Raw genomic sequence first — 24130 nt, 5'->3', positions numbered from 1 at the left:
GTACCTCCTGCCTTCGCAGAGCCGTGGCACCGGCTATGACGCGAAGGCACTTTCTTTTCAGCTCGCCCGCTTCCGGGGTTCGAGCTGCTCAACACGTGCCTGAGGCGCGGGGTGAGTGGGGATAAGGGCGGCCACCGCCCGCAGTTCTGCCTGCTGTTCGCGGGCCAGCGCCGGAGACGCGATCCGCTGGATGACGACCGGCACTTTCACGCCGTCTCCAGCAGGTCGTCCACGCTCTCGGCCCCGAGAGCGGCAGCCAGTCGGCGCAGGACAAAATGGTCAACGCGGCGGCAAGGCTGACGTTCGAGCTTGCCCAGGGTCATGCGGTTGACCTTTGCGGCCTTTGCAACGGCTAACTGGCTCTGCTTGCTGGCCTCACGGAGCGCCAGGATTCGCTCCGGGCTGGTTTGGCTGGGGGTGGTGGCCATACAAAAAGTCTAATGATTAGACTTTAAGCAGTCAAGATGGTCTATCGTTAGCCACCCGAGAAATGACGATACCCCCGATGGAGGGGGCGGGGCTGTCTCTGGGCACCCTTGACCCGCCCGCTTATCTGGCTAATGATTAGGCAATGAGCAACGAACGCGCCAAGATCACGCGGCGGCGAAAAACTCCTCGCCCGCCAGTGGTCCATGACGCGGTCACACGGGGGCAGATGGCAAAGCATCTGCTCGACAAGCTGGAAATCCTGGTCAGCGACTTCGCTCAGGCCACCGGCATTGGCCGCTCGACACTCCAAGGCTACCTGGCGGGTCGCCAGGACATCGCGTCGATGTTGCGGCCCAATGCCCACCGGTTCCTGACCGGTCTGGGCATCAGCGACGCCGAGGGGTGGGAGCTGTTCAGCATCCCCGAAGAGAAGCGGCCGGAATGGCGGAGCGATCGGCCCCCACCGCTCGGGCACGGACCGGCAGAAACAGGCGAGCGACCCGACGAGCAGATCGTGCTCGAGGGGCCGCTGTTTGGCGAGATGAGTTTGCCTGCCGACGTGACCATCTACTACGCCCCGGAGGGCGAGGGCCGGTTCTACCTCATGCAGTTAGCCGATGGGACGATGTTTGCGACGAGTCGGAGCGTAGCTCCAGCGGGAGGCCGGGTGCTGGGTGCCCTGACAGGCGCGCGCTTCGGGCGCTCGCCAACCACAGCGCCACCTGGTGCCGCCGGGCTGAAGAGCTGAAGGTTGCCAGCCAGCCCTTGCCGCTCTCCGAGCGGCGCTTTTCCATGCCTGCAACGTCGCGCAGTAGCTGCGCTTCCTGGTCAGTTAACACCGTGCCGAGCGGGTACAAATGGAACACCTCCGATGCCTCCACGATAGCCGTGGCGCGCGCCGGAGGCGTAACAACTGCGTAACAGGGTTCAGCAGCCCAGGCAAGGGTCCTGCGCCTGCACAGACGACGCGGCAGACGAAGTACCAGACGACGGAGGCAGCTTGGAGAGGGGCTCAGCGCTCGCGATGGACCCCGAAAACATCAGTGTGGCCAGAAGCAGGGCTGCAATCTTTTTCATGTCATTAGCGTAAATCGCCACACCCCCGTTATGCAAAGGCCTGCGTCAGCTCCGTCGGTAACATCTGCTTGACATTGTCCGTCAGCCGTTCTACTGCCTCGAAGAGGGCGCGCCGCCACGGCTCCACCGGCTCACCGGCCTCCGCCACGGCGACCGCGCAGGCCTCCAACTCGCTCACCACACGGCCCCAATTGGCAGGTGTAGGTATTTGGTGCTGGGCGAGCTTCTTGACGAGCCGACCCTGTTCCACGCGGGCCAGTTCGTCGTCCGGCAGGCCGAGGGCGTGTGCGACCAGGACCTTGCCCGACCGGCCGGGTGCCTGAATGGTCTGGGACCCGTACGCCACATGGTCACCGTAAAGGACCGCCAGCCGGTCGGTGCGCGGCGAGTAGGAGAGCCGCGTAGGCGCATGCGCAAGCAGGAGATACCGCTCAGGCGAGGCCAGACGGACCAGGGCCATCACGTCGCGCGCCGTGCGGCAACGCGTCAGCGCCTTTTCCACCGCGCGCACGTGTCGGAGAGGGGTTTCCAGCAGTCTCCGGTGCCGCAGCGCCCCCCAGCGGATGGAGGCCCACAGCGCCGCCTGGTCGGCCGCGTCCGGCTGTGCCCCGAGGACGGCCATGATGTCTTCCATGTCGCGCTGCCCCCGTGCGTACATCGCCCCCACGACCAGCCGTCCGTATGTCCGCTGCGGCTCATGCTGCACGTCGAGGAGATCGGCGGCATCGTCCTGGGCCGCCTTGTACCGCGCCAGTCCTGCTGCGACCGTACCGTACGCGCGGTCGTGCGGGTCATAGGGCCGGATCTGCGGCAGGTCCAGCAACTCGTGCAGGAAGGCCCGCAGGCCGGTCGTCAGGGCGTCGTCGGCATCGGGCGGCCCCAGAACCGCCAGGGCGTCCCGGTAGTCGCCGAGAGCCATCAGTGACTCCGCGCTCGAGCGCAGGCCGAGGCCGCGGCGAGCAACCGGCATGGGGGCCAGCAGGAGCTGCGCCATCGCTTCAGGATCGGGACGACCGGCCTGGGTATCGTGTCGGCCCGCCAGGAAGGCCAGGTAGTTCGCGCGGTCGGTCATGCCCAGCGCCTCGGCGTGCTCCAGCGCAATCTGAATGTCCGCGTACGCTTCCCGGTGGTGCCCGAGGCCGCCGTGCGCCACGCTCAGGGCGGCGTAGGCGTGGCAGGCCTCCTCCTGGGCCTGCTCGCTCGCTCCCCGCCGTTTGTAGTTCAGGGCCAGCACCTGCTCGTATTGCCTGAGCTGCGCCAGCAGCAGCATCCGCACGCCCCTCGCGGGCGCTGGCAGGCTGTCATCAGCCAGCGCCTCGGCGGCCACCGCCATCTCTGCGGGAGTGCCGCTGAGCAGCAGGTAAGCTCGCCGCACATCTGTCAGGGGGTCCACGCCGGGTAGGCGGGTCAGCAGTTCACGCCAGGGCGTGGCCGCCCGCAGGCGATCAAACGCCGCTGGGTCGGCCAGAATCTCTTTCACATGTCTCACGTTAGGGGAGCAGGTGTGATGAGGGTGGGATGACAAGGTCATGTCTCACGTTAGCCATTCCTCAGTCTGATTGTCTAGTGATTAGACATTGTGCAGATACCTGAATTGTTGCCCTGGGCGCGTGATACGCCAGATTCCATGACAACCACTCTCGCCGTGGGCGGCATTCGCGTGAGCACTGACCAGCAGCAGGATCGTTACGGACCTGAGAGGCAGCGCGCGGACATCCTGCGAGAGGCGCAGCGCGCCGGGCTGAACATCACCGAGTGGGTTGAGGAGTCAGTCAGCGGTGCAGATGATGACCGGAGTTTCGAGAACAATTACTTCCGGATGGCCCGCACACATCCAGGCCTGCACGTGATTTGGAGTCACCCGAACCGCGTCGGCCGACATGTCGAAGTGACCGTGGGAATCGCGCGGCGATTGCACCGGCTTGGGGCGACCGTTCATATTGCCGGCATCGGTTCTTTAAGAGACAGGCGCAATTGGAAAGAATTCCTACGTGATGCTGTAGACGCGGAAAATGATTATTCGAATATCATTTACAACCTCGGCAAGGGCAAATTCGATAAGGCGCGTCGCAACCTTTGGCCGGAGGGACGGCAGCCGTACGGTTACCGCCTGCTGCGGGATGAGCGGGGCCAGAGCACTACGCTGGAGCCTCGCGTCGAGCATCATGCGGTGTACACCCGTGCACAGGACCTGTGCCTGGAGGGGATGGGGTGCGACACGATTGCCAATCTGTTCAATCAAGAGAAGCTCCCGGCACCACGTGAACATGGAAAAGCCCGGAAGTCGCCCGGCTGGTCTGCCAATCCGATTCGGCGGATGCTCCGGAACCCGCGCTACCTGGGCAGCCTGGTCTACCGGAGTCCAGACGGCGAGCAGACCACGGTAACCTATCCGGCTCTGACAACGCTGGAGCGATACCAGGCGGTGTGCGCTGCACTCGAAGGCCGACGAACACAGCGCCGCCCCCGCTCGCCCTTCCCTGCCTTGTTCGGGGGGCATCTGAGGTGCGCCGAGTGTGGCAGCAGCATGATGGTCCAGGTGTCGCGCAACCGCGACGGCGTTCCGAATTGGGCGCGCTACACCTGTCGCCACCACAACATGCGCAGCATGCGTATGGCGCGGGAGCAGCCGCTGTGTAGCCACACTGTGCGGCACCGCGTGTCCGAGTTCGACGAGCTGGCCTGGGACACGGTCGTCGCCAGCATGAGCGACCCTGGGGTGCTGAGCCAGATGCTGACCTCCAAACTGCCAGATGTCCCCAACCATCAGGCCAGAATTGACGAGATCGACGCGGAGATGGCAAACATCCTGGACCTGGTTGTGAAGTATGGGCTGCCCGACAGTGCCGCGCGCCTTCGCCTCGACCCCCTCAAAGCCGAGCGGGCGCGGTTGGCGGGGGAGATGCAGGTGCAGCCACCGGCGCTCACGCAGGACGCGGAGGCGATGGCCGCCGCCTTCGCACAGCACCTTCGGCGGTTTCAGACGCTGGCCGAGCGACGTGCGGCCTTGAAGCGGTGGCAGGTGTGCCTGTTCCTCCATAACGGCGGCCTCGTCAGCATGAAACTCGCCGTCGGGGAGTAACGACTTCAACAGGAAGCCGTCCCAGAGCCGCGCTGGGACGGCAGAGCTGACCACCACCTATGGAACCAGCATGGTTAAAAAGGTCTGAAGGCTGATGCTGGAAAGTTCGGCCGCGTTCACCCGCCCAGCCTACCCGCTCCCGGCCCGCGTCGGGGTCAGGGCCGGACGTTGACGGTCAGGGTGCCGTCGGCCTGGAAGCTGCGGCCCGCGTGCTGCTGGGTGCCCTGGACCACCACCGTATAGGCGTTCAGGGGCGTATTCGGGGCCACGGTCAGGCGCAGCGGTACGGCCTGGCCCGCCGGGGCCGCCGCCTGGCCCAGCGTGACCGTGATGCCGGGGGTGCTGCTCTGCACCCGCAGGGCAAAGGTGCCCGGATGCGACGTGGGGGTGTAGCCGCCCACCCGCGCGGTGAGGTCCAGCGACTCGCCCGCCCCCACATTGACCTCGTTCACCGAGCCGCCGCCGACCGGGGCGATGACCACGTACCCCCCCGCGCACCCGCTGGCCCGCAGCATGCCGATGTCGTGGACGCCCACGGCGAGCGCGGGCAGGAAGGACGCCACCACCAGCCCCAGGCCCAGCGCGGCGCGGCGCGGCCGGCCCCAGTTCGTCGCCGTAAAGGCCAGGCCGCCCGGCCCCAGCAGCAGCGGCACCAGCAGCGCCAGCACCACCCGCCCCTGACAGGGGCCGCTCAGCAGCGCCAGCCCGGCCGCCCGCACCAGCACGAACAGCAGCGCCCCCGCCCCCCAGCCCAGCAGAAACGGGGGAACCAGGGAGGGGCGGGGCGCGGCGGGGGCAGGGGCGGTCATGCGGGCAGGCTAGCGCGGCGCGGGCAGGACAAAGAAGGCCCGCCGCGCCGCGCCCGCACTCCTCAGTTCTCGCGTTCGGCCTGGGCCACGCAGCCGGGGCAGACGCCCATGAACTCCAGCCGCACTTCCGTGACCTGAAAGCCCGCCGGCAGCGCCGCCGCCGGGATGCTCGGCACCGCGCCCGCGTCCACGTCGAAGATGGCACCGCACCCCCGGCAGACCGCGTGGTGATGGTCCTCGCCCGCGCGCCGGTAGTCGTAGCGGGTGGCCTGCCCGGCGCGCTCAATCGTGACCACCACGCCGTCACGCACCAGGGCGTCCAGGGTGCGGTAGACGGTGCCCAGGCTCACGCTGGGCAGGGCCTCGCGCACCTGACCATGAATCCAGGCGGCGTCCGGATGTTCCCGCGACGCGCGCAGCACCTCGATCACGGCTTGCCTCTGCCGGGTTTGCCGCACCATCGTCATGCGGCGAGGATAGCAGACGGCCGGAGGCGGCCCTGACGCGGCGCTCACGGTTGAAGGGGGCCACGGTTGAGCTGATGCCGGGCGGCCTGCGTCCCCCCTCACTTCCTCTGTGCCTCTGGACCCGGTTCATTGCCTTCGTTCAGTCTTTGGGCTAGAACACTGAACGTGCCTGCCCGTCTGATGCCCCTCCTGACCGACCGGCCCCAGACCGGGGATGCCCTCGGCGCGCGGCTGGGCGTGAACCGGGTGACGGTGAACACCCTCGCGCGGCGGCTGGCGGAGGAGGGCGTGCCCGTGACCGTCTCGCGCGGGGGGTACGCGCTGGCGGCAGGCACACCGGCCCCGCAACTCGTGCCGCTCACGGGGGCCTTCGGGCAGGCCATGCGCTACCTCGGCACCGTGGGCAGCACCCAGGACGAGGCCCGCGCCTGGGCCGACGACCCGGACCGGCCCGCCCCACACGGTGCGGTGGTGGTCGCGGAACGCCAGACCGCCGGACGCGGACGCCGGGGCCGCACCTGGGACACCACCCACGGAACCCTGGTCTTCAGCGTGCTGCTGCACGGGCCGCTGCCCCTGCCCGACCTGGGCCGGATGCCGCTGGCGGCGGGGGTGGCCCTGCAAGCCGCCTGCGCCGGCCTTGATGTGGGGAGCGGCCTGAAGTGGCCCAACGACCTCCTGGCCCCGGATAGCCGCAAGCTCGCGGGCATCCTCCTCGAGGCCGACCTGCGCGGCGAGGAGGCGCGGCGGGCGGTGCTGGGCATCGGCGTGAATGTCAGCGCCGCGCCGCCAGGGGCCGCCCACCTGGGCGAGTTCGCGCCTGGCCTCACCCGCGCGGACCTCCTCGCCCGGATTCTGGCCGAGCTGGAGCATTGGCTGGCCGCGCCGCCCGACGCCGTGCTGGAGGCGTGGCGGGCGGCCAACATCACCCTCGGGCGCGAGGTGCGCGTGACCACGGCGGGCGGGGAACTGAGCGGCATGGCGCTGGACCTCGACCCCCAGGGCAGCCTCCTCGTCCGTACCTCTGCGGGCACCACCGTCACCGTCCACGCGGGTGACGTTCAACTTGTCGGCACCCTCGCCCCCTCACTCCCCATCCGGGAAAGCACCCCCCAGGAGAACCTATGACGCAAGCCACCCACCCCACCCTCGCCCGCACGCTGGCCCCCACACCCAGCCTCGCCCGTGACCTGCTGCTCGTTCTGGGCGGCGCGGCCTTGGTGGCCCTGGTCGCCCAGGTCGAGATTCCGCTGAAGCCCGTGCCCGTCACCCTCCAGACACTCGCGGTGCTGCTGGTCGGCGCGGCGCTGGGCTGGAAGCGCGGCGCGGCGAGCCTGACCACCTACCTGCTGGCGGGCGCGGCGGGCCTGCCGGTCTTCGCGGGCGGCAGCGCGGGCCTCGCCAAGTTCGCGGGGCCGACGGGCGGTTACCTCCTCAGCTACATCTTCGCCGCCGCCCTGGTCGGCTGGCTGGTGCAGCGGTACGCGCTGGACCGCAAGCCCCTGGGAGCCGCCCTCGCCATGCTGGTCGCCAGCGTAGTCATCTACGCCTTCGGTCTGACCTGGCTGGGGGCCGTGACCGGCCTGAAGGGGCAGGCACTCCTGAACGCGGGCCTGACGCCCTTCCTGCTGGGGGACAGCCTGAAAATCGGGCTGGCGGCGCTGCTGCTGCCGGGGGCGTGGGCTTGGGTGGGGCGGCGGTAAGAGATACAGCGGTAAGAGATACAACAGCCCAGGCTGCTGCAAGAGAGCAGAGAAAAGCAGAGATAGGATATCCTATCTCTGTCTCAAATCACCCTGTAATAGCACTTCAGATGTTTTCTGGGCGTTTTCCCGTAGTACCCCAACGCCATAACCATTCTAAAGGCCCACTCTGGTGATGCTTCAACCATAACTTACTAAAGATGAAGTTGAAGGCATAAGCTATTAGGCAGGCCGGGATGATAAGCCAGAATGGACCCTCCCTCCATCCAAGCCACCCCAGCAAGGCAAAGACAAGGGTTTGCAGAATATAATTACTCAGACTCATGCGCCCGAGAAAGGATAGTGGGCGTAGATAGGCTGGCAAGTGTTTGTAGTTCCTTACCAGAAACCATACGCCAGTCGTGAGGGCACCAGCTCCTACCAGACCCGTGAGGGTATTAAGATCGAAGGCGAACCCAGCCACAGGTAAGAGGGCATCCGCCTGCGGACCACGAGCGTAAGTCCAAACTGTCAGCGTTGCGGCTAATAGAGTCAGAAATGGAAATAACCAGCGTAAGGTAGGCTGAATACGATTGGACTTCTCAAATATTTGCGCACGCTGCAAGGATAAGCCGAGTAAAAACATAGCGGGTGTTAGTAGAATTGGAGTGGTACACAAGGCGAGCAGTGTGAATATTAGAGATGAAATCAGAACGAACTTTAGGGGTAGGTAATCAAAAGGAATTAGTAGCAGACCAAAGATAGCGTAAGGAAGGAGGACCTCCCCTGGCTGAAGTAGGCGATGAAAAATGCCAAAGAGTGCCATTATCCCTAGGCGTCGTAGAAAAATTCGCGAAGCAGGCTGTCCGCGCTGACGTGTTCGCATTAGCAGCATTCCGGCTGTCACTCCAAAGAGCATCGAGAAAATTGGGAAAAAGTGACCACGAAAAAGCAACTCCGTCCATTTATAGATGGAAAGACTAAGGTCTGTATCGATGTTCAGCCGCAAGATAGAAGAGGAATTAATAATAGGTATCCCAATCAGGGAGACTCCCCTAAGGACGTCCAGAACTTCCAAGCGGCGAGTTTCCCTGTCACGAGCATCGTTGCTGCTCGGAACAGCCACTAAATATTTTTCCATACTTGGATCCTAGGAAGGCTTGCGGAAGTTTTCGTCATCCGAAAGATGGAATCCAGCCTCTTGGGTGTGGCGCTGCTTCGAGTAATTACGGTATAGAGAAGTGGCATTTCGATTTGTATAAGTCCTTGAAAATTTTACCCGACTTATTTTGATCGTAATTGAAATTTGCTGATAAATATGGTGCTGTGACTTGCAGATTAAAACCCCCACCTTCACTCGGGTGGGGGCTTCTTCTTCTGGCGGGTTGTCGATGCGTCCCGTGCGGAGGCCCCGCCCGAAGCGTGCGCCCAGTCTGCGCCGGCAGCGGGGGCGGCGGCATCCGCCGAAAGGTGGAGGGGCGGGTAGGGGAGATGGCGGACGGGGCGCGCGGTTACTCGTCCGCTTCGCTGCTCCCGGTGGGGTGGGCGGGGCTGACGGTGGTGCTGCGGACCAGCCTGACGCCCTGGGAGGTGCGGGTCGCCAGCACCACGATGACGCTGCCGTCGGGCTGCGCGATACGCTGCGGCTCGCCGTCCGCGGCCCGCTCCAGCAGTTCGCTGAGGTGTTCTTGGGCAGCGGCATAGGACCAGGGAGCACGGGATTGACTCATCGGAAGACCTCCAGAAAAGGATGTGGTCCCCAGGCTGACATGCCCGCCCTCTCGCTTTCCTTACTCGCCCCACCACAACAGAAAAACGCCCCCGCCCATTGCAGGCAGGGACGCTTTTCCTCTTTCCTAACCCCTAACGCCTAACCCCTCACTCCGCTACAGCGGGCACAGTCGCCACGCCAGGCACGTCGGTCGTGCGGCCTTCCTTGATGGCCCCCAGCACACGGTCGCGGATTTCCTGTTCCATCTCGGGGCGCTCGGCGATGTAGGCGATGGCCTTTTCCTTGCCCTGGCCGATGCGCTCGTCGCCGTAGGAGTAGAAGCTCCCGGCCTTCTTGATGATGTCCATGTCGGAAGCCAGCGTCACCAGGTCGCTGAGCTGGTCGAAGCCCTTGCCGTACATCAGGGTCAGCTCGACTTCCTTGAAGGGCGGCGCGACCTTGTTCTTCACGGTCTTGACCTTCACGGTGTTGCCCACCGCGTCGTTGCCCAGCTTGACCGGCTGGCCGATCTTGCGGACATCGAGGCGAACGCTGGAGTAGAACTTCAGCGCGCGCCCGCCGGTGGTCGTCTCGGGGTTGCCGTACATCACGCCGATCTTCTCGCGCACCTGGTTGATGAAGATGGCGGCGGTCCCGGTCTTGCTCAGAATGGCGGTCAGCTTGCGCAGGGCCTGAGACATCAGGCGCGCCTGGAGGCCGGGCAGGCTGTCGCCCATCTCGCCCTCGATTTCGGCGCGGGGGGTCAGCGCGGCCACCGAGTCCACCACGACCACGTCGATGGCTCCCGAGCGCACTAGCAGTTCCATGATCTCCAGCGCCTGCTCGCCGTTGTCGGGCTGCGACACCAGCAGTTCGTCGGTGCTGACGCCCAGGCTGCGGGCATACACCGGGTCGAGGGCGTGTTCGGCGTCGATAAAGGCGCAGGTGCCGCCCGCCTTCTGGGCCTGCGCGATGATGCTCAGGGCCAGCGTGGTCTTGCCGCCGGATTCGGGGCCGTAGATCTCGGTGATGCGCCCGCGCGGAATGCCGCCCACGCCCAGCGCGAGGTCGAGGCTGAGGCTGCCGGTGCTGACGGCCTGCACGTCGAGCTTGCTCTCGGCCCCCAGCTTCATGATCGAGCCTTTGCCGAAGGCCTTTTCGATCTGGGTCATGGCCGTCTCGATGGCCTTCATGCGTTCCTTGCTGTCGCCGGGCGTGCCGAAATCCTTGGGGTTGTCCTTGCTCATGGCGTCTCCTCCGGAGGGGTGGGTTGTGGGTGGTGGGCTGTGGGTTGTGGGAGGGCGTTCTCGCTGGCCGCTCCCCGGAAGCGGAAGGTGCTCACGGTGTCGTAGATCGGGCCGGTCTTACGGAGGGTGCTGCGAATCAGCACGGCGTTCCCTGCCTGCCAGCCCAGGTCGAAGGTGAGGGGCGGAATGCGCGGCGCGGGACCCTTTTTGCGCGCCAGGGTGACATGCGCCTTGAAGGGGAGGTTGTCCGTTTCCAGCCCCAGCGCGTGAATGCCCTCGCGCAGGCCCGCCGCCAGTTCGGTCAGCTCCCCCGCTTCCACCTTCACGAACCACACGCGCGGACTGCCCTCGTTGGGAAAGTAGCCGGTGCCGCGCAGCCGGACCTCCAGCGGCGGAATGTCCAGGGTCAGCGCCGCGCCCAGCCGCTTGAGGTCGTCCACCTTTTCCGGCGGCACGGCGGGCAGGTAGGCGAGCGTGATGTGGAACTGATCCGGGCGCACGGAGCGCCAGTTGCCGCGCAGATGCCGCTGCGCCTCCGCGAGGGGGGCGGCCACGTCCTGCGGGACCTTGAGGGCGTAGAAGAGGCGGAGGGTGCGGTCTTCGGGGGGCGCAGTGCGCGGGGGGCGGGGCGCGGGAGCCTCTGCCGGTGCCTCGGCACGCGCAACGGCCTGAGGTTTCGCGGCGGGCCGGGGCGTCTTCCTGATCTTCGTCATGCGCCGCCTGCTTCCTCGCCGGGTTCGGGCAGGCGCAGGGTGCGGTAGGCCAGGGCGAGGGCGGCCACGGCAGCACGCTCGCGCACCTGGGCGGGGTCGCCGGGCCAGTTGACGTGGATTACGTTCCCCAGGTCCTCGGCACTCAGGGCGGCGTAAGCCTGCCCCGCCTGCTCGCCGCCCGTGGCCGTCACCACGGCCAGGCCCACATCGGCCCCCAGGTGTTCCCGCGCGCCCGCCGCCAGTTCGCGGGCTGCCGCCTCGCTGACCACGCCCGCGTCCCGCAGCGTGACCGGGGTCAGGCCCAGCGTGATCAGGCGGGCGTGATCCACCGTCACGGCGGCGTCCAGAAAACCCGGCTCGTCGGCCAGCAGCAGGCACAGCGCGCCGCCGCTTCCGGCCTCGATGATGCCCAGGGTGCGGCCGTCCAGCTCACGGGTCACGGCTCCCGCCAGCGTGTCCGCGTCCTCGCCCCAGGTCCAGCGGGCCAGCTTGCCGCGCACCGTGTCCAGCACCGGGGCGGCCAGGGCCTGTGCTTCCTCGGCGGTGGGTGCGCTGGCCGCCACCCGCACGTCCACCCCCGTGCGCCGGGCGTAGGTGGCGACGCTGGGATTGGCCGCCTTCGTCAGGTCGCCCAGCAGCTCCGCGACATTGCTCTCGCCGATGCCCTGGGTATGGAGGGTCACGGCGTGCAGCGCGTGGTCGGGCAGCGGCAGCCGGGGCAGCACCTGCTCGCGCCACATCTTCTGCATCTCGCGGGGCGGCCCGGGGAGGGCCACCACGACCTTGCCGCCCGTCCGCACGAACCAGCCCGGCGCGGTGCCGACCGGGTTGGGCAGGGCTTCCGCACTGGGAATCAGCCACGCCTGCTTGCGGTTGACCTGCGGCATGGTGCGGCCACGGGCGCTGTACAGCCCCTCCAGCCACGCGAGCAGCTCCGGGTCTTCCTGCGGCGTCTCGCCCAGCACGTCCGAGATGGCCTCGCGCGTCAGGTCGTCGTCGGTGGGACCGAGGCCGCCGCCCATGATCACGAGGTCGGCGCGGGAGAGGGCCAGCCGCAGCCCCTCGGCCACCCGTCCCAGGTTGTCGCCCAGCACGACCTTGCGGCGGAGCGTGACGCCGCGCGCCGCGAGTTCCTGCGCGAGAAAGGCCGCGTTGCTGTCGACGATCTCGCCGAGCAGCAGCTCTGTTCCCACGCTGATAATTTCTGCTAGAAGCATAACAACCTCGCCTGAGTATAGGAGATAACGAAACGGGGATCCAGTAGGAACATGCCTGAAGTGTACGGGTGGGGGAGGGGGTGCAGGGGCCAACGAGGGGAACCTCCGGGGCCGGCCTGCCGTACTTCAGGGCATGTTCGCCTTGCTGCCCCGGGGGGACCGCCTCGCGGCCCTCGCTGTGCTGGAGGAGCGCGCTGCCCGCCTGGCCCCGGAGTTCCTGCCGGTCCTGCGCGCGGCGCGGGCCACATCCCTCACCGCGCCGGAGTTGCGGCGGCTGGAGCAGCGGCTGGCGTGGCGGATTCTGCTGGCCTGGCTGGGACGTTTCCGCTGACGCTCCCCGGACCCTGGCCTACCTCACCCCGCGCCCGGAGTGGCCCCGGTACACTGGGCGGGTGAAGAGGTCTGCCGTGAGTGGGGAGTGGGGAGTGGTCAGTGGATCGTGGTTTTTGCCTGTCCCACTCCCCACTGACCACTCCCCACTCACCGCACCGCAGGTGCGCCCATGAGCGCCCTCTACCAGCGCGCCCGCCCGATCAACTGGGATCAGGTGGTGGGGCAGGAACACGTCAAGGACGTGCTGCGGGCCGCCCTGGAGCAGGGGCGGGTGGGGCACGCCTACCTGTTTTCCGGGCCGCGCGGCGTGGGCAAGACCACCACCGCCCGCCTGATCGCCATGACCGCCAACTGCACCGGGCCTCTGCCCAAGCCCTGCGGCGAGTGCGAGAGCTGCCTGGCGGTGCGGGCGGGCAGCCATCCGGACGTGCTGGAAATCGACGCGGCCAGCAACAACTCGGTGGACGACGTGCGCGACCTGCGCGAGAAGGTCGGCCTCGCGGCGATGCGCGGCGGCAAGAAGATCTATATCCTCGACGAGGCGCACATGATGAGCCGGGCGGCCTTCAACGCGCTGCTCAAGACGCTGGAGGAGCCGCCTTCGCACGTCATCTTTATCCTGGCGACCACCGAGCCGGAGAAGATCATCCCCACCATCCTGTCGCGCTGCCAGCACTACCGTTTTCGCCGCCTGACGCCGGAGGAGATCGCCGGCAAGCTGGCGGGCCTGACCGGGGGCGAGGGCGTGCGGGCCGAGCCGGAGGCGCTGCACCTGATCGGCCGCCTCGCCGACGGCGCGATGCGCGACGGCGAGAGCCTGCTGGAGCGGATGCTGGCGGCGGGCACGGCCGTCACGCGCGCGGGCGTGGAGGATGCCCTGGGCCTGCCCCCCGGCGAGCGTGTGCGCGGTATCGCGGGGGCGCTGGTGCTGGGAGACGCGGGCACCGCCCTCACCGGGGCCGCCGAGCTGTACCGCGAGGGCTTTGCCGCCCGCACGGTCGTGGAGGGGCTGGTGGCGGCCTTTGCCGACGCCCTGCACGCCGAACTGGGCCTGGAGGGCGAGGCCCTGGAGGGCGCGGACGTGCCCCGCCTGCTGCGGCTCCAGGCGGCCCTGGACGAGCAGGAGGCCCGCTTTGCCCGCTCGGCCGACCAGCTCAGCCTCGAACTGGCCCTGACGCACGCCCTTCTCGCCGCCGACGGTGGGGGAGGGGGCGCGGTGAGTGCGGCGACCGCTCCGCCGGCCAGCGTCCCCGCCGACATGACGCAGCGCCTCAACCGATTGGAAAAGGAACTGGCGGGCCTGCGTGGGAGTGGGGCGCGACCTGCCCCGGCAGGTGAGGTTCCGGCCTTCGAGCCGGGCGGACGCGCCGCTGCTGCCGCCGCCGAACCGCCGCCCACCCGCGCCGCTGCTGCTCCGTCACCTGTCGCCCCCGTTTCGGTACACGGCAACTGGGCCGACGTGACCCGGCAGGCCAGCATGCAGATGCGCGCCTTTCTCAAGCCCGCGCAGATGCACGCCGAACCCGGTTACGTCAGCCTCACTTACGACGAGAAAAGCAGCTTTCATGCCAAGCAGCTCGCCGGGAAGCTCGACGAGGTCGGTGCGCTGGTCCTGAAGGTCTTCGGTCCCGTCACCTTCGAGCTGTTCACCCCCGACGGCAACCGCCGCGTGAATCTGGGCGGCGGAGGTGGGGGTGGCCCCGACGGTGGTGGCGGGGGAGGCGGAGGAGGAGGGACGCCCGCTCCCTCCAGGCCCGCCGGACCCGCACCCACCCCCGCCCGCGCACAAGCGCCTGCCGCCGCGCCCGTCACGGACGAGATTCCCGCCTTCCAGCCCGCCACGCGGCCCCGCGCCTCGCGTGGCCCGGCCTTCGAGCCGGTGGAGTCGGCCCCCGCCGAGCGCCCACGGCCAGCCCAGGCCGAGGCCCGGCCCCAGGCCGCCCAGACACAGCGGCCGCCACCCACCGCCCGCGCCGCCACCGCGACCCTGGAGACGCCCGCCCCCCTGCGCCCTGCCCCGCCGCCCAGCCCGGACGACGTGGCCCCCGCGCCGCTCCCGGACGCGGCTCCCGCCCCCTGGGAGGAGGAACACGCCGCCGATCCGCCCCCCGCGCCCGCTGATGCCCAGGCCGGGGACCGCCTGCCCCCACCCGGCGCGGCCCGCGAGCCGTACATCGTGGAGGTGATCACCGAGGAACCCGACTGGGGCGACATCGGCGGCGAGGTCGGCGGGCCGGCCCCCACCCTGGAGGACGCCCCCTTCGCGGACGCGGTGCCCGCGCGGCCTGCCCCGGCCCCCCGACCCGCCGCCCGCCCGGCAGCCCAGGCAGCGGCCCCCGGCCCGGCCCGGCCCGGTGACATCCGCGCCCACCCGATGTACGAGGAAATCAAGGGCCGCTTTTCCGGGCGGGTGCGTGAGATTGGCAAGAACCGCAACCCCCAGCCCGCCGCCGCCCCCGAGAGCGAGGGGGAGGAGGCCGAAGCCTAGACCGGGGAGCCGTCCGCCTTCTGCGGCAGCGTGTGGGAAGGCGTTCCAGGTCCCTCCCCCTCTGAATGAAGCCGGGCGCTTCACGTTTGCCCCGCGCGGCTGCGCTACGCTGCCCGCACACCGTGAAGACCTCTGCCTTCCTCGCCGCGCTGCTGAGCCTGACGCTCGTGCCCCTGGCCGCCGCGACCGACCCGGTTCCCCTGCCGGAACCTCCGCCGGATGTCGTGACGCCCGCCCCCCCCAGCACGCCGGAGACTCCGGCCCCGGCCACTCCGGCCGCGCCCGTGCCCGTGGTCCCGGCCGTGCTGGTTCCCGCACCTGCTCCGGCCCCCAGCAGTCCCGCTCCGGCCAGTCCAGTTCCCGGCAGTCCGGCCCGCACCAGCCCGGCTCCCACGGCCGCGCCCTCCAGCAGTGCTGTGCCCTCTATCAGCAACGTGCGGGGGCTGTGGGTGGACGCCTTCGGGCCGGGCCTGAAGACACGCGCGCAGGTGCAGCGGACCGTGGAGGACGCCGCGCGGCTCGGCGTGAATGCCCTGTTCGTGCAGGCGATTCGCCGGGGCGATTGCCTGTGCCGGCGCTCGGTGCTGCCCACAGTGACCGACAGCGACCTCGAAAAGGGCTTCGACCCGCTGGCCGAGATCACCCGCCTGGCCCACGCCCGCGGCATGCGCGTGATCGCCTGGGTGAGCGTGACGGGCGCGGTGAATGCCCGCGTGCCCAACACCAACCCCGCCCACGTGGCCCAGCAGCACGGGCCGAAGGCGGGCGCGGCCTCGTGGCTGTCGCGCCGCCCCGACGGCTCCTGGCAGGAAGGCGCGGACGGCTGGCTGGACCCCGCGATTCCCGCCGCCGCCGACCACATGGCCGCGGGCGTGGTCAGCCTGGTGCGGAACTACCCGGTGGACGGGGTGCAGCTCGACCGTATCCGCTACCCCGACGGCGGGGCCTGGGGCTACGACCCCAAGACCCTGGCCCGCTACCGCGCCGAGACGGGCACGAAGGGCACCCCTGCCCCCACGGACCCCCGCTGGCAGGCCTGGAAGCGTGAGCAGGTGACGCTGCTGGTGCGCCGCATCGCCCTGGAGGTGAAGGCCGTGCGGCCCACCGCCTGGGTGACGGCCGCGACCATCACCTACGGCCCGCCGCCCGCGCCCGGCGACCTCGCCGCCTTTCACAAGACCCGCACCTACGCCGACGTGCTTCAGGACTGGCCGACCTGGATGCGCGACGGCCTGCTGGACCTGAACGTCCTGATGAACTACAAGCGCGACGCGGTGGGCGAGCAGGGGGCCTGGCTGGACGGCTGGAACGCCTTTGCCGCCAGCGTCCGCGGTGGGGCCGAGGTGGCGGGCGGCACGGCGCTGTACCTCAACCCACCCGCCGTGACCGCCTCGCAGGCGACCCGCACCGTGAAGTCGGGCCTGGGCTGGGTCGGGTATTCGTACCGCACGCCCACGCTGGACGTGTACGGCACCCGCCAAAGCATGCCGGAAGGCCTGACCGCCATCCGCGCCGTCCTGACCGCGCCGGGGGGTGCCCTCGCCGCGCCGACCGCCTGGACCAGCCAGCCGCACACCCTGCGCGGGCTGCTGGGGCGCGTCGTGGGGACCGTCACACCCGGCGGACGGCGGGTGGAAGCCCTGCGGAACGGCCAGGTCGTGGCCCGCACCACCACCGACGGCACCGGCTACTACGGGTTCCTGAACCTGCCGCCCGGCCCGGTCGAGGTGCGGGTCAGCGGCCAGCGCTGGGCCGAGCCGGTGCCCGAGGTGGGCGTGATTCGCTACCCCGACCTGCTGGTACGTGACGTGCTGCCCTCCGCGAGCGGGAAGCCGTAGGGCGTTCATACGGATTCCGTCCAATTCCTGAACAGTCGGGAGGGCACCGCCTGTTCATCCATCTCCCGAAATCCGCCCTTGTTCCTTCTCCCTCTGGTCGGATTGCCGGGTGTTTTCAACACCCTTCAATCGGAATCAGTATCATTGCCCGCGCCTGTCTCCTCACGGCTCCCTGCTACCCTGACCCCATGAACGTGCCGCGCGCCGCCGCCTCCCTGATCGCGGGCCTGAGTGCCGCCCTGATCGCCTACAGCGCCTTTTATGTGCGGGGCGACACGGGCGGCGTGATGCGTTACCTGCGCGAGCGGGGCGACGTGCGTGACCTCACCGCGAGTGGGGCGGGCGCGGCGGAGGTGACGGCGGCGCACCGGAGGTTGGAGGCGCTGGGGGCACAGATTGCCGACCCCGACTTCGCGCTGCGGATGCTGCCCGCAGCGCTGCTGGTGGGCCTGCTGGTGGCTGGGCTGGTGTGGTGGGTGTTCGGGTCGCGGGCGGAGCGCTCCGGGCAGGGCGACGTGCAGGAACGCATGGTGCTGCGCCTGGCCTACCGCAAGGGCGGACGCTTCACGGTGGAAGACCTGCGCGCCTCCTCGCCCCTCTCGGACGAGCAGGCGCGGAGTGTCACGCGGCGGATGCTGGACGCGGGCCGCCTCACGCGGGAGGGTGACACCTTCCGGCTGGTGCGGTGAGCGGCGGTGGCCCTTTCGCCGCAGGACCTCGCCCGGCTGCTGAATGATGCCCAGAACGGCCCGCACTACAGCCTGCGCGCCGCGCTGGCCCTGGCCGACGGGCAGCCGCCGCCCCGCATCGCCGGGCTGGTAACGGGCCTGACCGGCAGCAAGCGGGCGCTGTGGGCCAGCATCGCCCGCGTCACGGGGTGCGCCGTCCCGCCGGACGACGCGGGCCTCACCCGGCTCTCGGCGTGGGAGGTGGAGGTGGTGCACAGCCTCGCCCCGGAGCAGTTGGGCCTGCGGGTGGGTGGCCGCCCGGTCGGGGAGCTGCTGCTGGAACACGCTCGGGAAGTGCTGTGGACGGCGGGGCAGATAGCGGCGCAGGCGAACCGGGTGCGCTTTGCCTGAGCGGGCGGGGCCAGCCGGAAGGAGCAAATGCCAGGCGAGGCTTTGAGGGCTGCCCGGAGGGGCTGATACGGATTCCGTCCAATTCCTGAACAGTCGGGAGGGCACCGCCTGTTCATCCATCTCCCGAAATCCGACCTTGTTCCTTCTCCCTCTGGTCGGATTTCCGGGTGTTTTCAACACCCTTCAATCGGAATCAGTATGACAACCGAAACTTGCCCTCGCTGGCGGCTGGAAGCTGACCGCTCCCTCATACGGGATTGCTCTGATTCCAGAACATCCGGTGCCGTCCCGGATGTTCTTCCATCGCCGCAACCCCGTCCTTTTTGCTTCTCGCTCCGCTCGGATGATTCGAAGGAATCATCGCAATTTGGTATCAGCCCTCCCGCAGCCAGGGCCAGCGCTGGCGGTAGTCGGCCACCTTCGCGGCGTAGAGGGTCAGCGTGTGGTTGCGGGGGTTGGGGCGCAGGTGGCCCGCAGCGAGGTCGGCCAGGCCGTGGGGCGCGTACAGTTCGCCCCGTTCGTCCACGCCGACGCAGGTGCATTCCACCAGAAACTGGTCGATGCCCTCGCGCACGCTGCCCAGGGGCGGGCGGGTCACGCCGTGTTTCTGCCCAAACCACAGGTGGACGCGGGCCTGGTTGCGGACCTCCACGCGCACGTTCAGGTCGGCAAAAAGGGCATCGGCGCGGCGAATCACGGCGTCTTCCGCCTCGTAACTGGTGTCGGCGTCCCAGTAGAACAGGTCGTAGTCGCGGATATGCACCTGCGGGGGCTGCCCGCTCCGCACGTTCCACACGGTTCCGAACAGCGCCCCGGCGACCAGATGCGCCTGCGGTGCCTGGAGTTGTGGCAGGCGGTCCAGAATCGCCGCGTTCACCGGGTTCAGGCGGATGGTGTGCAGGAACTCCGCCTCAGTCACGGGCGGCCTCCAGCACCGCCGGGAAGTGTGCGGTGCAGGCCCACTCTCTCTCCCAGCCCGGCCAGGTATGCCCCAGGCGCAGCGGCGGGAGGAGGTGCGCCGGCAGCTCCAGCCCCCGTGCCCCGGCGATGGCCCCGACCACGCAGGCCACCGTGTCGCTGTCGTCGCCCAGCAGGGCGGCGGGTTCCACACAGCCCAGCCACGTGTCGGCCCGCGCGTGGGCGAGCGCTGCCTCCAGCGTGTCCAGCACGAACCCGCTCTGAGACGTGACGTGTCCCCCCAGGCCCGAGCGGACGCGGGCGCGGACCTGCGCCCGAGCCTCGCGCTCCCGCTCGCGTAAGGCGTCGTTGGCCTCGCGGGTGTTCAGGCTGAAGATTCCAGCGTCCAACAGCACCCGCCGCGCGTCCAGACCGTCCAGCACGTGCAGGGCAGCCTCTGCCGCCTCCCGGTAGGGTTGCCCGGCGTGCAGCGCCTCCAGAAAGGCCGTCAGAAACACGCTGGCGTGGACGCAGCGCGGGTCCGTGTGCGTGAGGGCCGTGACGGCCGCCGACTCGCGCGCCAGGGCCTCCCCCGTGCAGCCGGCCACCCACACCGCCGCAATCCGCATCAGGCCGCCGTTCCCCGCACTCTGAAACCCGCTCGCGGCCCAGGCCCGCGCGCCACCGTCCAGCGTGCCGGGGCGCAGGGCCGCGCGGGTCAGGCCGCCCACGTCCGGCGGCCCGGCATCCAGCCACGCGCGCAGGGCGTCCAGCACGCCTTCCAGCCCCCTGCCGCCCGCGTAGCCCAGCAGGGTCGCCAGCGTCATCTGGCTGTCGTCGGTGCCCTCGCCGGGCGCGAAGCCGAACACGCTGCCGGGTTGGTAGCTGGTGATGCGCTCGCCGTAGCGGGCGCGGATGGCGTCCGGCGTCTTGAACTCGGTCGCGGCTCCCAGCGCGTCGGCGGCGGTCAGCGAGAGGAGGGTGTGGAGGTGGGGGCCGGGCATGGGGCAGGCTAACGCCTGGCGGGGGAGCGGATGGCAGAAGGCCGATGGCCGAAGGCAGGCGGAGGCTACGGCGTATTTGCCTTCTGCCTTCTGCGTTCAGCTTTCCGCCCCCTGCCCCTCTAGCCACGGAAAGCCCCAGGGGTCGTTCTGCGCGAGGGCGTCCACCCGCGCCGCGTCATGCATGCGCACGGGCAGGGGAAAGTCGGCGGGCATGACGGGCACGCGCAGCACGGGATGGACCGGATTCGGGTTGACCCAGTGGGCCTCGCGCACCGCTCCCAGGCCGGGCCAGGCATAGGGCGGCATCTGCTCGAAGCCGTCCGGCGGCAGCACGTATACGCAGCCGGGTGCGAGGAGAGCGCGGCCCTCGGTGATGGCCGGGTCACGCGGGGCGAGCGACAGAAAGTAGCGCAGGGGCGACCAGCCGCCGCCCGGTTCCTGCACCTGAAGCGCCATGTTGAGCATGCGGCGCACGCGCGGGCGGTCGCAGAGGGCGTACATCATCGCCCACAGCCCACTGGAGGCGGCAAAGACGCCCGTGCGCTTGCTGAAGTCGTCCGGGCTGAGGTCGTGCGGCTTGCGCGGTTCAAACTCGGTCAGGTCGCCCCGAGCCGAACCGTGCAGCAGCCAGCCTTCCCGCGCCAGCCACTCCAGAAACAGCCAGCGGGGAACGCCTTCCGGCAACAGCTCCGGATTCCGTGCGTCCCACGCGGCCTGAAAGGCCTCGACCTCCGACCCAGGCAGCTTCGGCATTGGGGCTTTGAGCATCCAGGGACGTTCGGGCCTAGTCACCTCCCACCTGCTCCTCCAGCAGGTATTGCAGCCGCGTCTGCGCGTTCTCCTGACTCCCGTACACACTCCGCAGCAGCTCGCCGCCTGGTGCGAAGGCCAGCCAGTGTGGCGTGCCCTCTGTCTCCCACGCGCGGGCGAGGTCGCCGGACAGGTCGAGGGCGACGGGGAAGGGCAGCCGGGCGTAGTCCTGCGCGAAGCGCACCAGCGTCGGCTCCACGTCACCTCTGGGCAGCAGGCGGTGGCCCCGGCTGGTGTGCAGGGCGAGCAGCCCCACCCGGTCCCCGAACTCGGCGTGCAGCCGCTTCAGAAAGGGAATCCCGCGCGACACGCAGCCGGGGCATTCCAGATTGAAGACCATCACCAGGCCGGGCCGGTCCCAGTCGGCGGGCGGGGGGAGGGGGTCGCCGTGAACAAAGTCCTCGGGGGCGGGCCAGTCCATAGCGGGGAGCTTAGCCCCTCCGTGCCCCCGCGTCAGCGCCCCAGGTGCAGCACGGCCACGCTGCCCAGAATCAGGGCCAGGCCCGCCCAGGCGCGGGGCGTGAAGCGCACCCCTTCGAGGCGGCGACTCAGCAGCGCCGCGCCGACGATGCCCAGCCCGCCCCACACGGCGTAAGCCACGCTCAGCGGCAGGGCCTTCAGGCTCAGGCCCAGCAGCCCGAAGGCGCACAGCACCAGCGCGAGTGCGGCCACCCCCGGCAACGGACGGCGAAACCCATCCGACGCCTTGAGCAGCAGGTTGGCGAGGATGTCCAGCCCCGCCGCCCCCGCCAGACACAGCAGGGCCAGCACGGGGGTCATGCTTTCCCCCCCGCCTGTGCCTGCCTGGGCTGCGTGCCGCCGTGCAGCAGCCGCGCTCCCAGCAGCAACCCGCCCAGCGCCAGCAGTTGCGGCCCGGTCAGGGAGTCACCCAGCAGCCACACGCCCAGCAGCGTGATGGCGACCAGGCCCACCGCCTCCCAGACGGCAAAGGCCACCGCCACCGGAATCCGGCGGAAGGCCAGCGAAAGCAGCAGGTACGAGAGAACGATGGAACTGCCCGTGACGGCGGCGGCCAGCCAGGGCGTCTGCAGACCAAACAGTTTGAGGGCCAGCGTGCCCGTGACTTCACAGGCGATGGCCGAGAACAGCGCGATCCAGGCGCGCATAGAAAAAACACCTTCCTTAAGGGTTATGGCAAATACAAGTGATGTACAAAATAAGAAAAGGGGAGAATGTCAAAGGACCTACGTCCAGCTTCGGACGTAGAGGGTATCTGTGAGCAACTCCAGAACGGTTGCGTTTCGACACGCATCTCTGCGCATTTCTGTTTCACCCGGCACTTTGGAAAGAATGCGGACCACTTGCGGTCCGTGCGCGGCCCCTGCCCCGGTTGGGTGGACGGCGGCGACTGCTGGGCAGTCTAGCGGCCTCTGTTCAGGCGAAAGTCAGCCCGGCTCACCTTCTGGTCTAGACTGGGCGGGGCATGACTGGACCGCTGCGGGTGCGCCGCCTGATGCTGACCGCCCCGCGCACCTTCGCCTGGGAAGAGGTGGCCCTGTCCCCACCCGCGCCCGGCCAGGTGCGCGTCCGAACCCGGCTGAGTGCCGTGAGCGTCGGCTCGGAATTGAGCGTGGTGGAAGGCTGGCTGCCCGGCGGGAGCTTTCCCGTCCGGCCCGGTTATCAGACGCTCGGGGTGGTCGAGTCGGTGGGGGAGGGGGTGGTCCTCGCACCGGGCACCCGCGTGGTGACGACGCTGGGCCACGCGGGCGGCGGTCTGCACCCGGTCGGCGAAGTGCTGCCCGTTCCGGACTTTGTGCCGGGGCGCGTCGCCCTCGCCGCGATTCTGGGCGAGGAGACGCACAAGGGCATCCGGCGGGTCGCACCCCGGCCGGGGGAGCGGGTGCTGGTGGCGGGGGCGGGGCTGCTGGGTCTGCTGACGGTGTTCAACCTGACGTGCCGGGGGGTGCGGGACGTGACCGTGCTGGAGCCGGACCCGGAACGCCGCGACCTGGCCCGCGCCTTCGGGGCGGCCGGGGCCGTGGCACCGGGGGCGCTGCCGCACGACGCCTTCGATGTGGGCTTCGAGTGCAGCGCCTCCCCGGAGGGATTCGCGGAACTGCTGGGGCACCTGCGGCCCGGTGGGCGGGCCTGCGTGCTGTCCGACGGCAACTGGGGCGCGCTCGGTCTGCCTCCGGCCTTCCACACCCGCGAACTGACGGTGCTGGCCTCCAGCGACGGCGAGGACTACGCCGCCTATGCCCGCTGGCTGTGGGACCATCCCGACCCCGTGCTGGCGCGGCTCTTTGCCCGGACGGTGACGCCCGACGACCTGCCCGCCGCTTTCGGGAGGCTGGTCACGTGGCCCCGCCCCGTGTCGCTGGTGGCCGACTGGACGGGGGAGGGGTGAGGCCACAGCCGCCTTCCGGGGAGTGGGCAACCTTCAGGCGTGCCCTGGACCTGCCGGGCGTGGAAACGCTGGCCGCCCATTACGTCACCCACCGCTACATGCCGCACGTTCACGACAAGCTGGCGCTGGCGCTGATTGAGGGGGGCGCGGAGGGCTTTCGTTACCGGGGGGCGCAGCGGGTGGCCCTGCCGGGACAGCTGGCCATCGTGCAGGCCGGCGAACCCCATACCGGCGAGGCGGCGACGGCGGGCGGCTGGATGTACCGGGTCCTGTATCTCGACCCGGCGTGGTTCTCCGGGGAGGGCCTTTCCCCCACCGGGGGCTTTGCCGAGGCCGTGGTGAATGATCCCGAGTTGGCGGCCCTGGTGCGCCGGGCACACCGGGCGCTGGCCGCCCCCACGGCCACCTCGCTGGCGCGGGAAGCGCTGCTGCGGGGCGTGCTGGCCCTGCTGATTCGCCGTTATGCCGATGCCCGGCCGCCGGGAGCGCCGTTGCCCGACCACCGGCCCGACCACTGGGCGGTGCGTCAGGTGCAGGCGCTGCTGGACGCCTCGCCGGAAACGGCTCTGAACCTGAGCGACCTATCGGTGCTGGTGGGCCTGAGTCCCGCGCACCTCGCCCGCTCCTTCCGGCAGGTGGTGGGGATGCCGCCGCACACGTACCAGATGCTCGCCCGCGTGCGGCTGGCCCGCGACCTGCTGCATGAAGGGGTGCCCCCCGCCGACGCTGCCCTGCGCTCCGGCTTCGCGGATCAGGCGCACCTGACGAGGGTGTTCAAGCGGGTGGTGGGCGTTCCCCCTGGTGCTTACGTCCGGGACGGGAGAGCTTGAGCGCAGGATCGTTCAAGACGCCGGAACGGCCCGCCGTTACCCTCTGGGG

At 69.3% G+C, this 24130-nt stretch carries 27 protein-coding genes; 11 read left to right on the top strand and 16 right to left on the bottom strand.

What is annotated here, in order from left to right:
• Nucleotides 1-57: 57 nt before the first annotated feature.
• A complete protein-coding gene (locus ABEA67_RS14035) occupies nt 58-210 on the bottom strand; it encodes a hypothetical protein (protein ID WP_345466259.1) in 153 nt (50 codons plus the stop codon).
• Entirely contained in the window at nt 207-428 is a 222-nt protein-coding gene (locus ABEA67_RS14030) for a helix-turn-helix transcriptional regulator (RefSeq protein ID WP_345466257.1), read from the bottom strand. The genes ABEA67_RS14035 and ABEA67_RS14030 overlap by 4 nt, the downstream gene beginning before the upstream one ends.
• A gap of 143 nt (nt 429-571) precedes the next feature.
• Between ABEA67_RS14030 and ABEA67_RS14025 the strand changes: the two genes are divergently transcribed.
• Nucleotides 572-1177 carry a hypothetical protein gene (locus ABEA67_RS14025; protein WP_345466255.1) on the top strand — a complete coding sequence of 202 codons (606 nt, stop codon included), beginning with the start codon at nt 572-574 and terminating at the stop codon, nt 1175-1177.
• Between the two features lie 357 nt (nt 1178-1534).
• Here the strand turns inward: ABEA67_RS14025 and ABEA67_RS14020 are convergent, their stop codons facing one another.
• Entirely contained in the window at nt 1535-2986 is a 1452-nt protein-coding gene (locus ABEA67_RS14020; RefSeq protein WP_345466253.1) for a hypothetical protein, read from the bottom strand.
• 147 nt (nt 2987-3133) lie between these two features.
• Between ABEA67_RS14020 and ABEA67_RS14015 the strand changes: the two genes are divergently transcribed.
• On the top strand, nt 3134-4588 hold the full coding sequence (locus ABEA67_RS14015; RefSeq protein ID WP_345466251.1) for a recombinase family protein: 1455 nt from the start codon (nt 3134-3136) through the stop codon (nt 4586-4588).
• 155 nt (nt 4589-4743) lie between these two features.
• On the opposite strand, the gene ABEA67_RS14010 is transcribed toward ABEA67_RS14015, so the two are convergent.
• Together ABEA67_RS14010 and ABEA67_RS14005 are read right to left on the bottom strand one after the other, a co-directional pair.
• Nucleotides 4744-5397 carry a hypothetical protein gene (locus ABEA67_RS14010; RefSeq protein ID WP_345466249.1) on the bottom strand — a complete coding sequence of 218 codons (654 nt, stop codon included), beginning with the start codon at nt 5395-5397 and terminating at the stop codon, nt 4744-4746.
• Between the two features lie 62 nt (nt 5398-5459).
• On the bottom strand, nt 5460-5864 hold the full coding sequence (locus ABEA67_RS14005; protein WP_345466247.1) for a Fur family transcriptional regulator: 405 nt from the start codon (nt 5862-5864) through the stop codon (nt 5460-5462).
• Between the two features lie 165 nt (nt 5865-6029).
• On the opposite strand from ABEA67_RS14005, the gene ABEA67_RS14000 reads away from it, so the two are divergent.
• Complete coding sequence (locus tag ABEA67_RS14000; protein WP_345466245.1) at nt 6030-6992, top strand: biotin--[acetyl-CoA-carboxylase] ligase; 963 nt, start codon at nt 6030-6032, stop codon at nt 6990-6992.
• Nucleotides 6989-7567 (top strand): biotin transporter BioY, encoded by a 579-nt coding sequence (locus ABEA67_RS13995; protein WP_345466243.1) that lies wholly within the window; start codon nt 6989-6991, stop codon nt 7565-7567. The genes ABEA67_RS14000 and ABEA67_RS13995 overlap by 4 nt, the downstream gene beginning before the upstream one ends.
• Before the next feature lie 106 nt (nt 7568-7673).
• Here ABEA67_RS13995 and ABEA67_RS13990 read toward each other — a convergent pair whose 3' ends face one another.
• The 5 genes from ABEA67_RS13990 to ABEA67_RS13970 form a co-directional block, all read right to left on the bottom strand.
• A complete protein-coding gene (locus ABEA67_RS13990) occupies nt 7674-8687 on the bottom strand; it encodes a DUF418 domain-containing protein (RefSeq protein ID WP_345466241.1) in 1014 nt (337 codons plus the stop codon).
• A 370-nt stretch (nt 8688-9057) separates the two neighbouring features.
• The gene (locus tag ABEA67_RS13985; protein WP_345466239.1) at nt 9058-9276 is read right to left on the bottom strand and encodes a type II toxin-antitoxin system prevent-host-death family antitoxin; all 219 of its coding nucleotides are present in this window, start codon (nt 9274-9276) and stop codon (nt 9058-9060) included.
• A 148-nt stretch (nt 9277-9424) separates the two neighbouring features.
• Nucleotides 9425-10504 (bottom strand): recombinase RecA, encoded by a 1080-nt coding sequence (gene recA / locus ABEA67_RS13980; protein WP_345466236.1) that lies wholly within the window; start codon nt 10502-10504, stop codon nt 9425-9427.
• Entirely contained in the window at nt 10501-11217 is a 717-nt protein-coding gene (gene thpR, locus ABEA67_RS13975) for an RNA 2',3'-cyclic phosphodiesterase (protein WP_345466234.1), read from the bottom strand. The genes recA and thpR overlap by 4 nt, the downstream gene beginning before the upstream one ends.
• Complete coding sequence (locus ABEA67_RS13970; protein ID WP_345466231.1) at nt 11214-12434, bottom strand: CinA family nicotinamide mononucleotide deamidase-related protein; 1221 nt, start codon at nt 12432-12434, stop codon at nt 11214-11216. Before ABEA67_RS13970 ends, thpR begins: the two co-directional genes overlap by 4 nt.
• Before the next feature lie 133 nt (nt 12435-12567).
• Here ABEA67_RS13970 and ABEA67_RS13965 point away from each other — a divergent pair, with 133 nt between their 5' ends.
• From ABEA67_RS13965 to ABEA67_RS13945, 5 genes are all read left to right on the top strand, one after another.
• Nucleotides 12568-12765 carry a hypothetical protein gene (locus tag ABEA67_RS13965; protein ID WP_345466229.1) on the top strand — a complete coding sequence of 66 codons (198 nt, stop codon included), beginning with the start codon at nt 12568-12570 and terminating at the stop codon, nt 12763-12765.
• Between the two features lie 171 nt (nt 12766-12936).
• Nucleotides 12937-15255, top strand: coding sequence for a DNA polymerase III subunit gamma/tau (gene dnaX, locus ABEA67_RS13960; RefSeq protein ID WP_345466227.1), 2319 nt, complete (start codon nt 12937-12939; stop codon nt 15253-15255).
• Nucleotides 15256-15377: 122 nt separating this feature from the next.
• A complete protein-coding gene (locus ABEA67_RS13955) occupies nt 15378-17093 on the top strand; it encodes a glycoside hydrolase family 10-like protein (protein ID WP_345466225.1) in 1716 nt (571 codons plus the stop codon).
• Between the two features lie 188 nt (nt 17094-17281).
• Nucleotides 17282-17782 (top strand): hypothetical protein, encoded by a 501-nt coding sequence (locus ABEA67_RS13950; protein ID WP_345466223.1) that lies wholly within the window; start codon nt 17282-17284, stop codon nt 17780-17782.
• A 6-nt stretch (nt 17783-17788) separates the two neighbouring features.
• Entirely contained in the window at nt 17789-18172 is a 384-nt protein-coding gene (locus ABEA67_RS13945; protein WP_345466220.1) for a hypothetical protein, read from the top strand.
• A 373-nt stretch (nt 18173-18545) separates the two neighbouring features.
• Here ABEA67_RS13945 and ABEA67_RS13940 read toward each other — a convergent pair whose 3' ends face one another.
• The 6 genes from ABEA67_RS13940 to ABEA67_RS13915 form a co-directional block, all read right to left on the bottom strand.
• A complete protein-coding gene (locus ABEA67_RS13940) occupies nt 18546-19091 on the bottom strand; it encodes a nucleotidyltransferase family protein (protein ID WP_345466218.1) in 546 nt (181 codons plus the stop codon).
• The gene (locus tag ABEA67_RS13935) at nt 19084-20073 is read right to left on the bottom strand and encodes an ADP-ribosylglycohydrolase family protein (RefSeq protein ID WP_345466216.1); all 990 of its coding nucleotides are present in this window, start codon (nt 20071-20073) and stop codon (nt 19084-19086) included. The genes ABEA67_RS13940 and ABEA67_RS13935 overlap by 8 nt, the downstream gene beginning before the upstream one ends.
• A 96-nt stretch (nt 20074-20169) precedes the next feature.
• On the bottom strand, nt 20170-20826 hold the full coding sequence (locus tag ABEA67_RS13930) for a hypothetical protein (protein ID WP_345466213.1): 657 nt from the start codon (nt 20824-20826) through the stop codon (nt 20170-20172).
• Nucleotides 20827-20857: 31 nt separating this feature from the next.
• Nucleotides 20858-21304, bottom strand: a complete 447-nt coding sequence (locus ABEA67_RS13925; RefSeq protein WP_345466210.1) for a peroxiredoxin family protein — start codon at nt 21302-21304, stop codon at nt 20858-20860.
• A gap of 32 nt (nt 21305-21336) precedes the next feature.
• Nucleotides 21337-21663, bottom strand: a complete 327-nt coding sequence (locus tag ABEA67_RS13920; RefSeq protein ID WP_345466208.1) for a DMT family transporter — start codon at nt 21661-21663, stop codon at nt 21337-21339.
• Nucleotides 21660-22010 carry a DMT family transporter gene (locus tag ABEA67_RS13915; RefSeq protein ID WP_345466206.1) on the bottom strand — a complete coding sequence of 117 codons (351 nt, stop codon included), beginning with the start codon at nt 22008-22010 and terminating at the stop codon, nt 21660-21662. Before ABEA67_RS13915 ends, ABEA67_RS13920 begins: the two co-directional genes overlap by 4 nt.
• A gap of 317 nt (nt 22011-22327) precedes the next feature.
• On the opposite strand from ABEA67_RS13915, the gene ABEA67_RS13910 reads away from it, so the two are divergent.
• Nucleotides 22328-23251: a zinc-binding dehydrogenase gene (locus ABEA67_RS13910; protein ID WP_345466204.1), complete on the top strand. Its 924-nt coding sequence runs from the start codon at nt 22328-22330 to the stop codon at nt 23249-23251.
• A complete protein-coding gene (locus ABEA67_RS13905; protein ID WP_345466201.1) occupies nt 23248-24081 on the top strand; it encodes an AraC family transcriptional regulator in 834 nt (277 codons plus the stop codon). Before ABEA67_RS13910 ends, ABEA67_RS13905 begins: the two co-directional genes overlap by 4 nt.
• Nucleotides 24082-24130: the final 49 nt, after the last annotated feature.

It is taken from the genome of Deinococcus carri (assembly GCF_039545055.1).
In the GTDB taxonomy this organism is placed as follows: Bacteria; Deinococcota; Deinococci; order Deinococcales; family Deinococcaceae; genus Deinococcus; species Deinococcus carri.
Note: the sequence above shows the minus strand (reverse complement) of the source record. Positions and strands in the feature narration are given on the sequence as shown.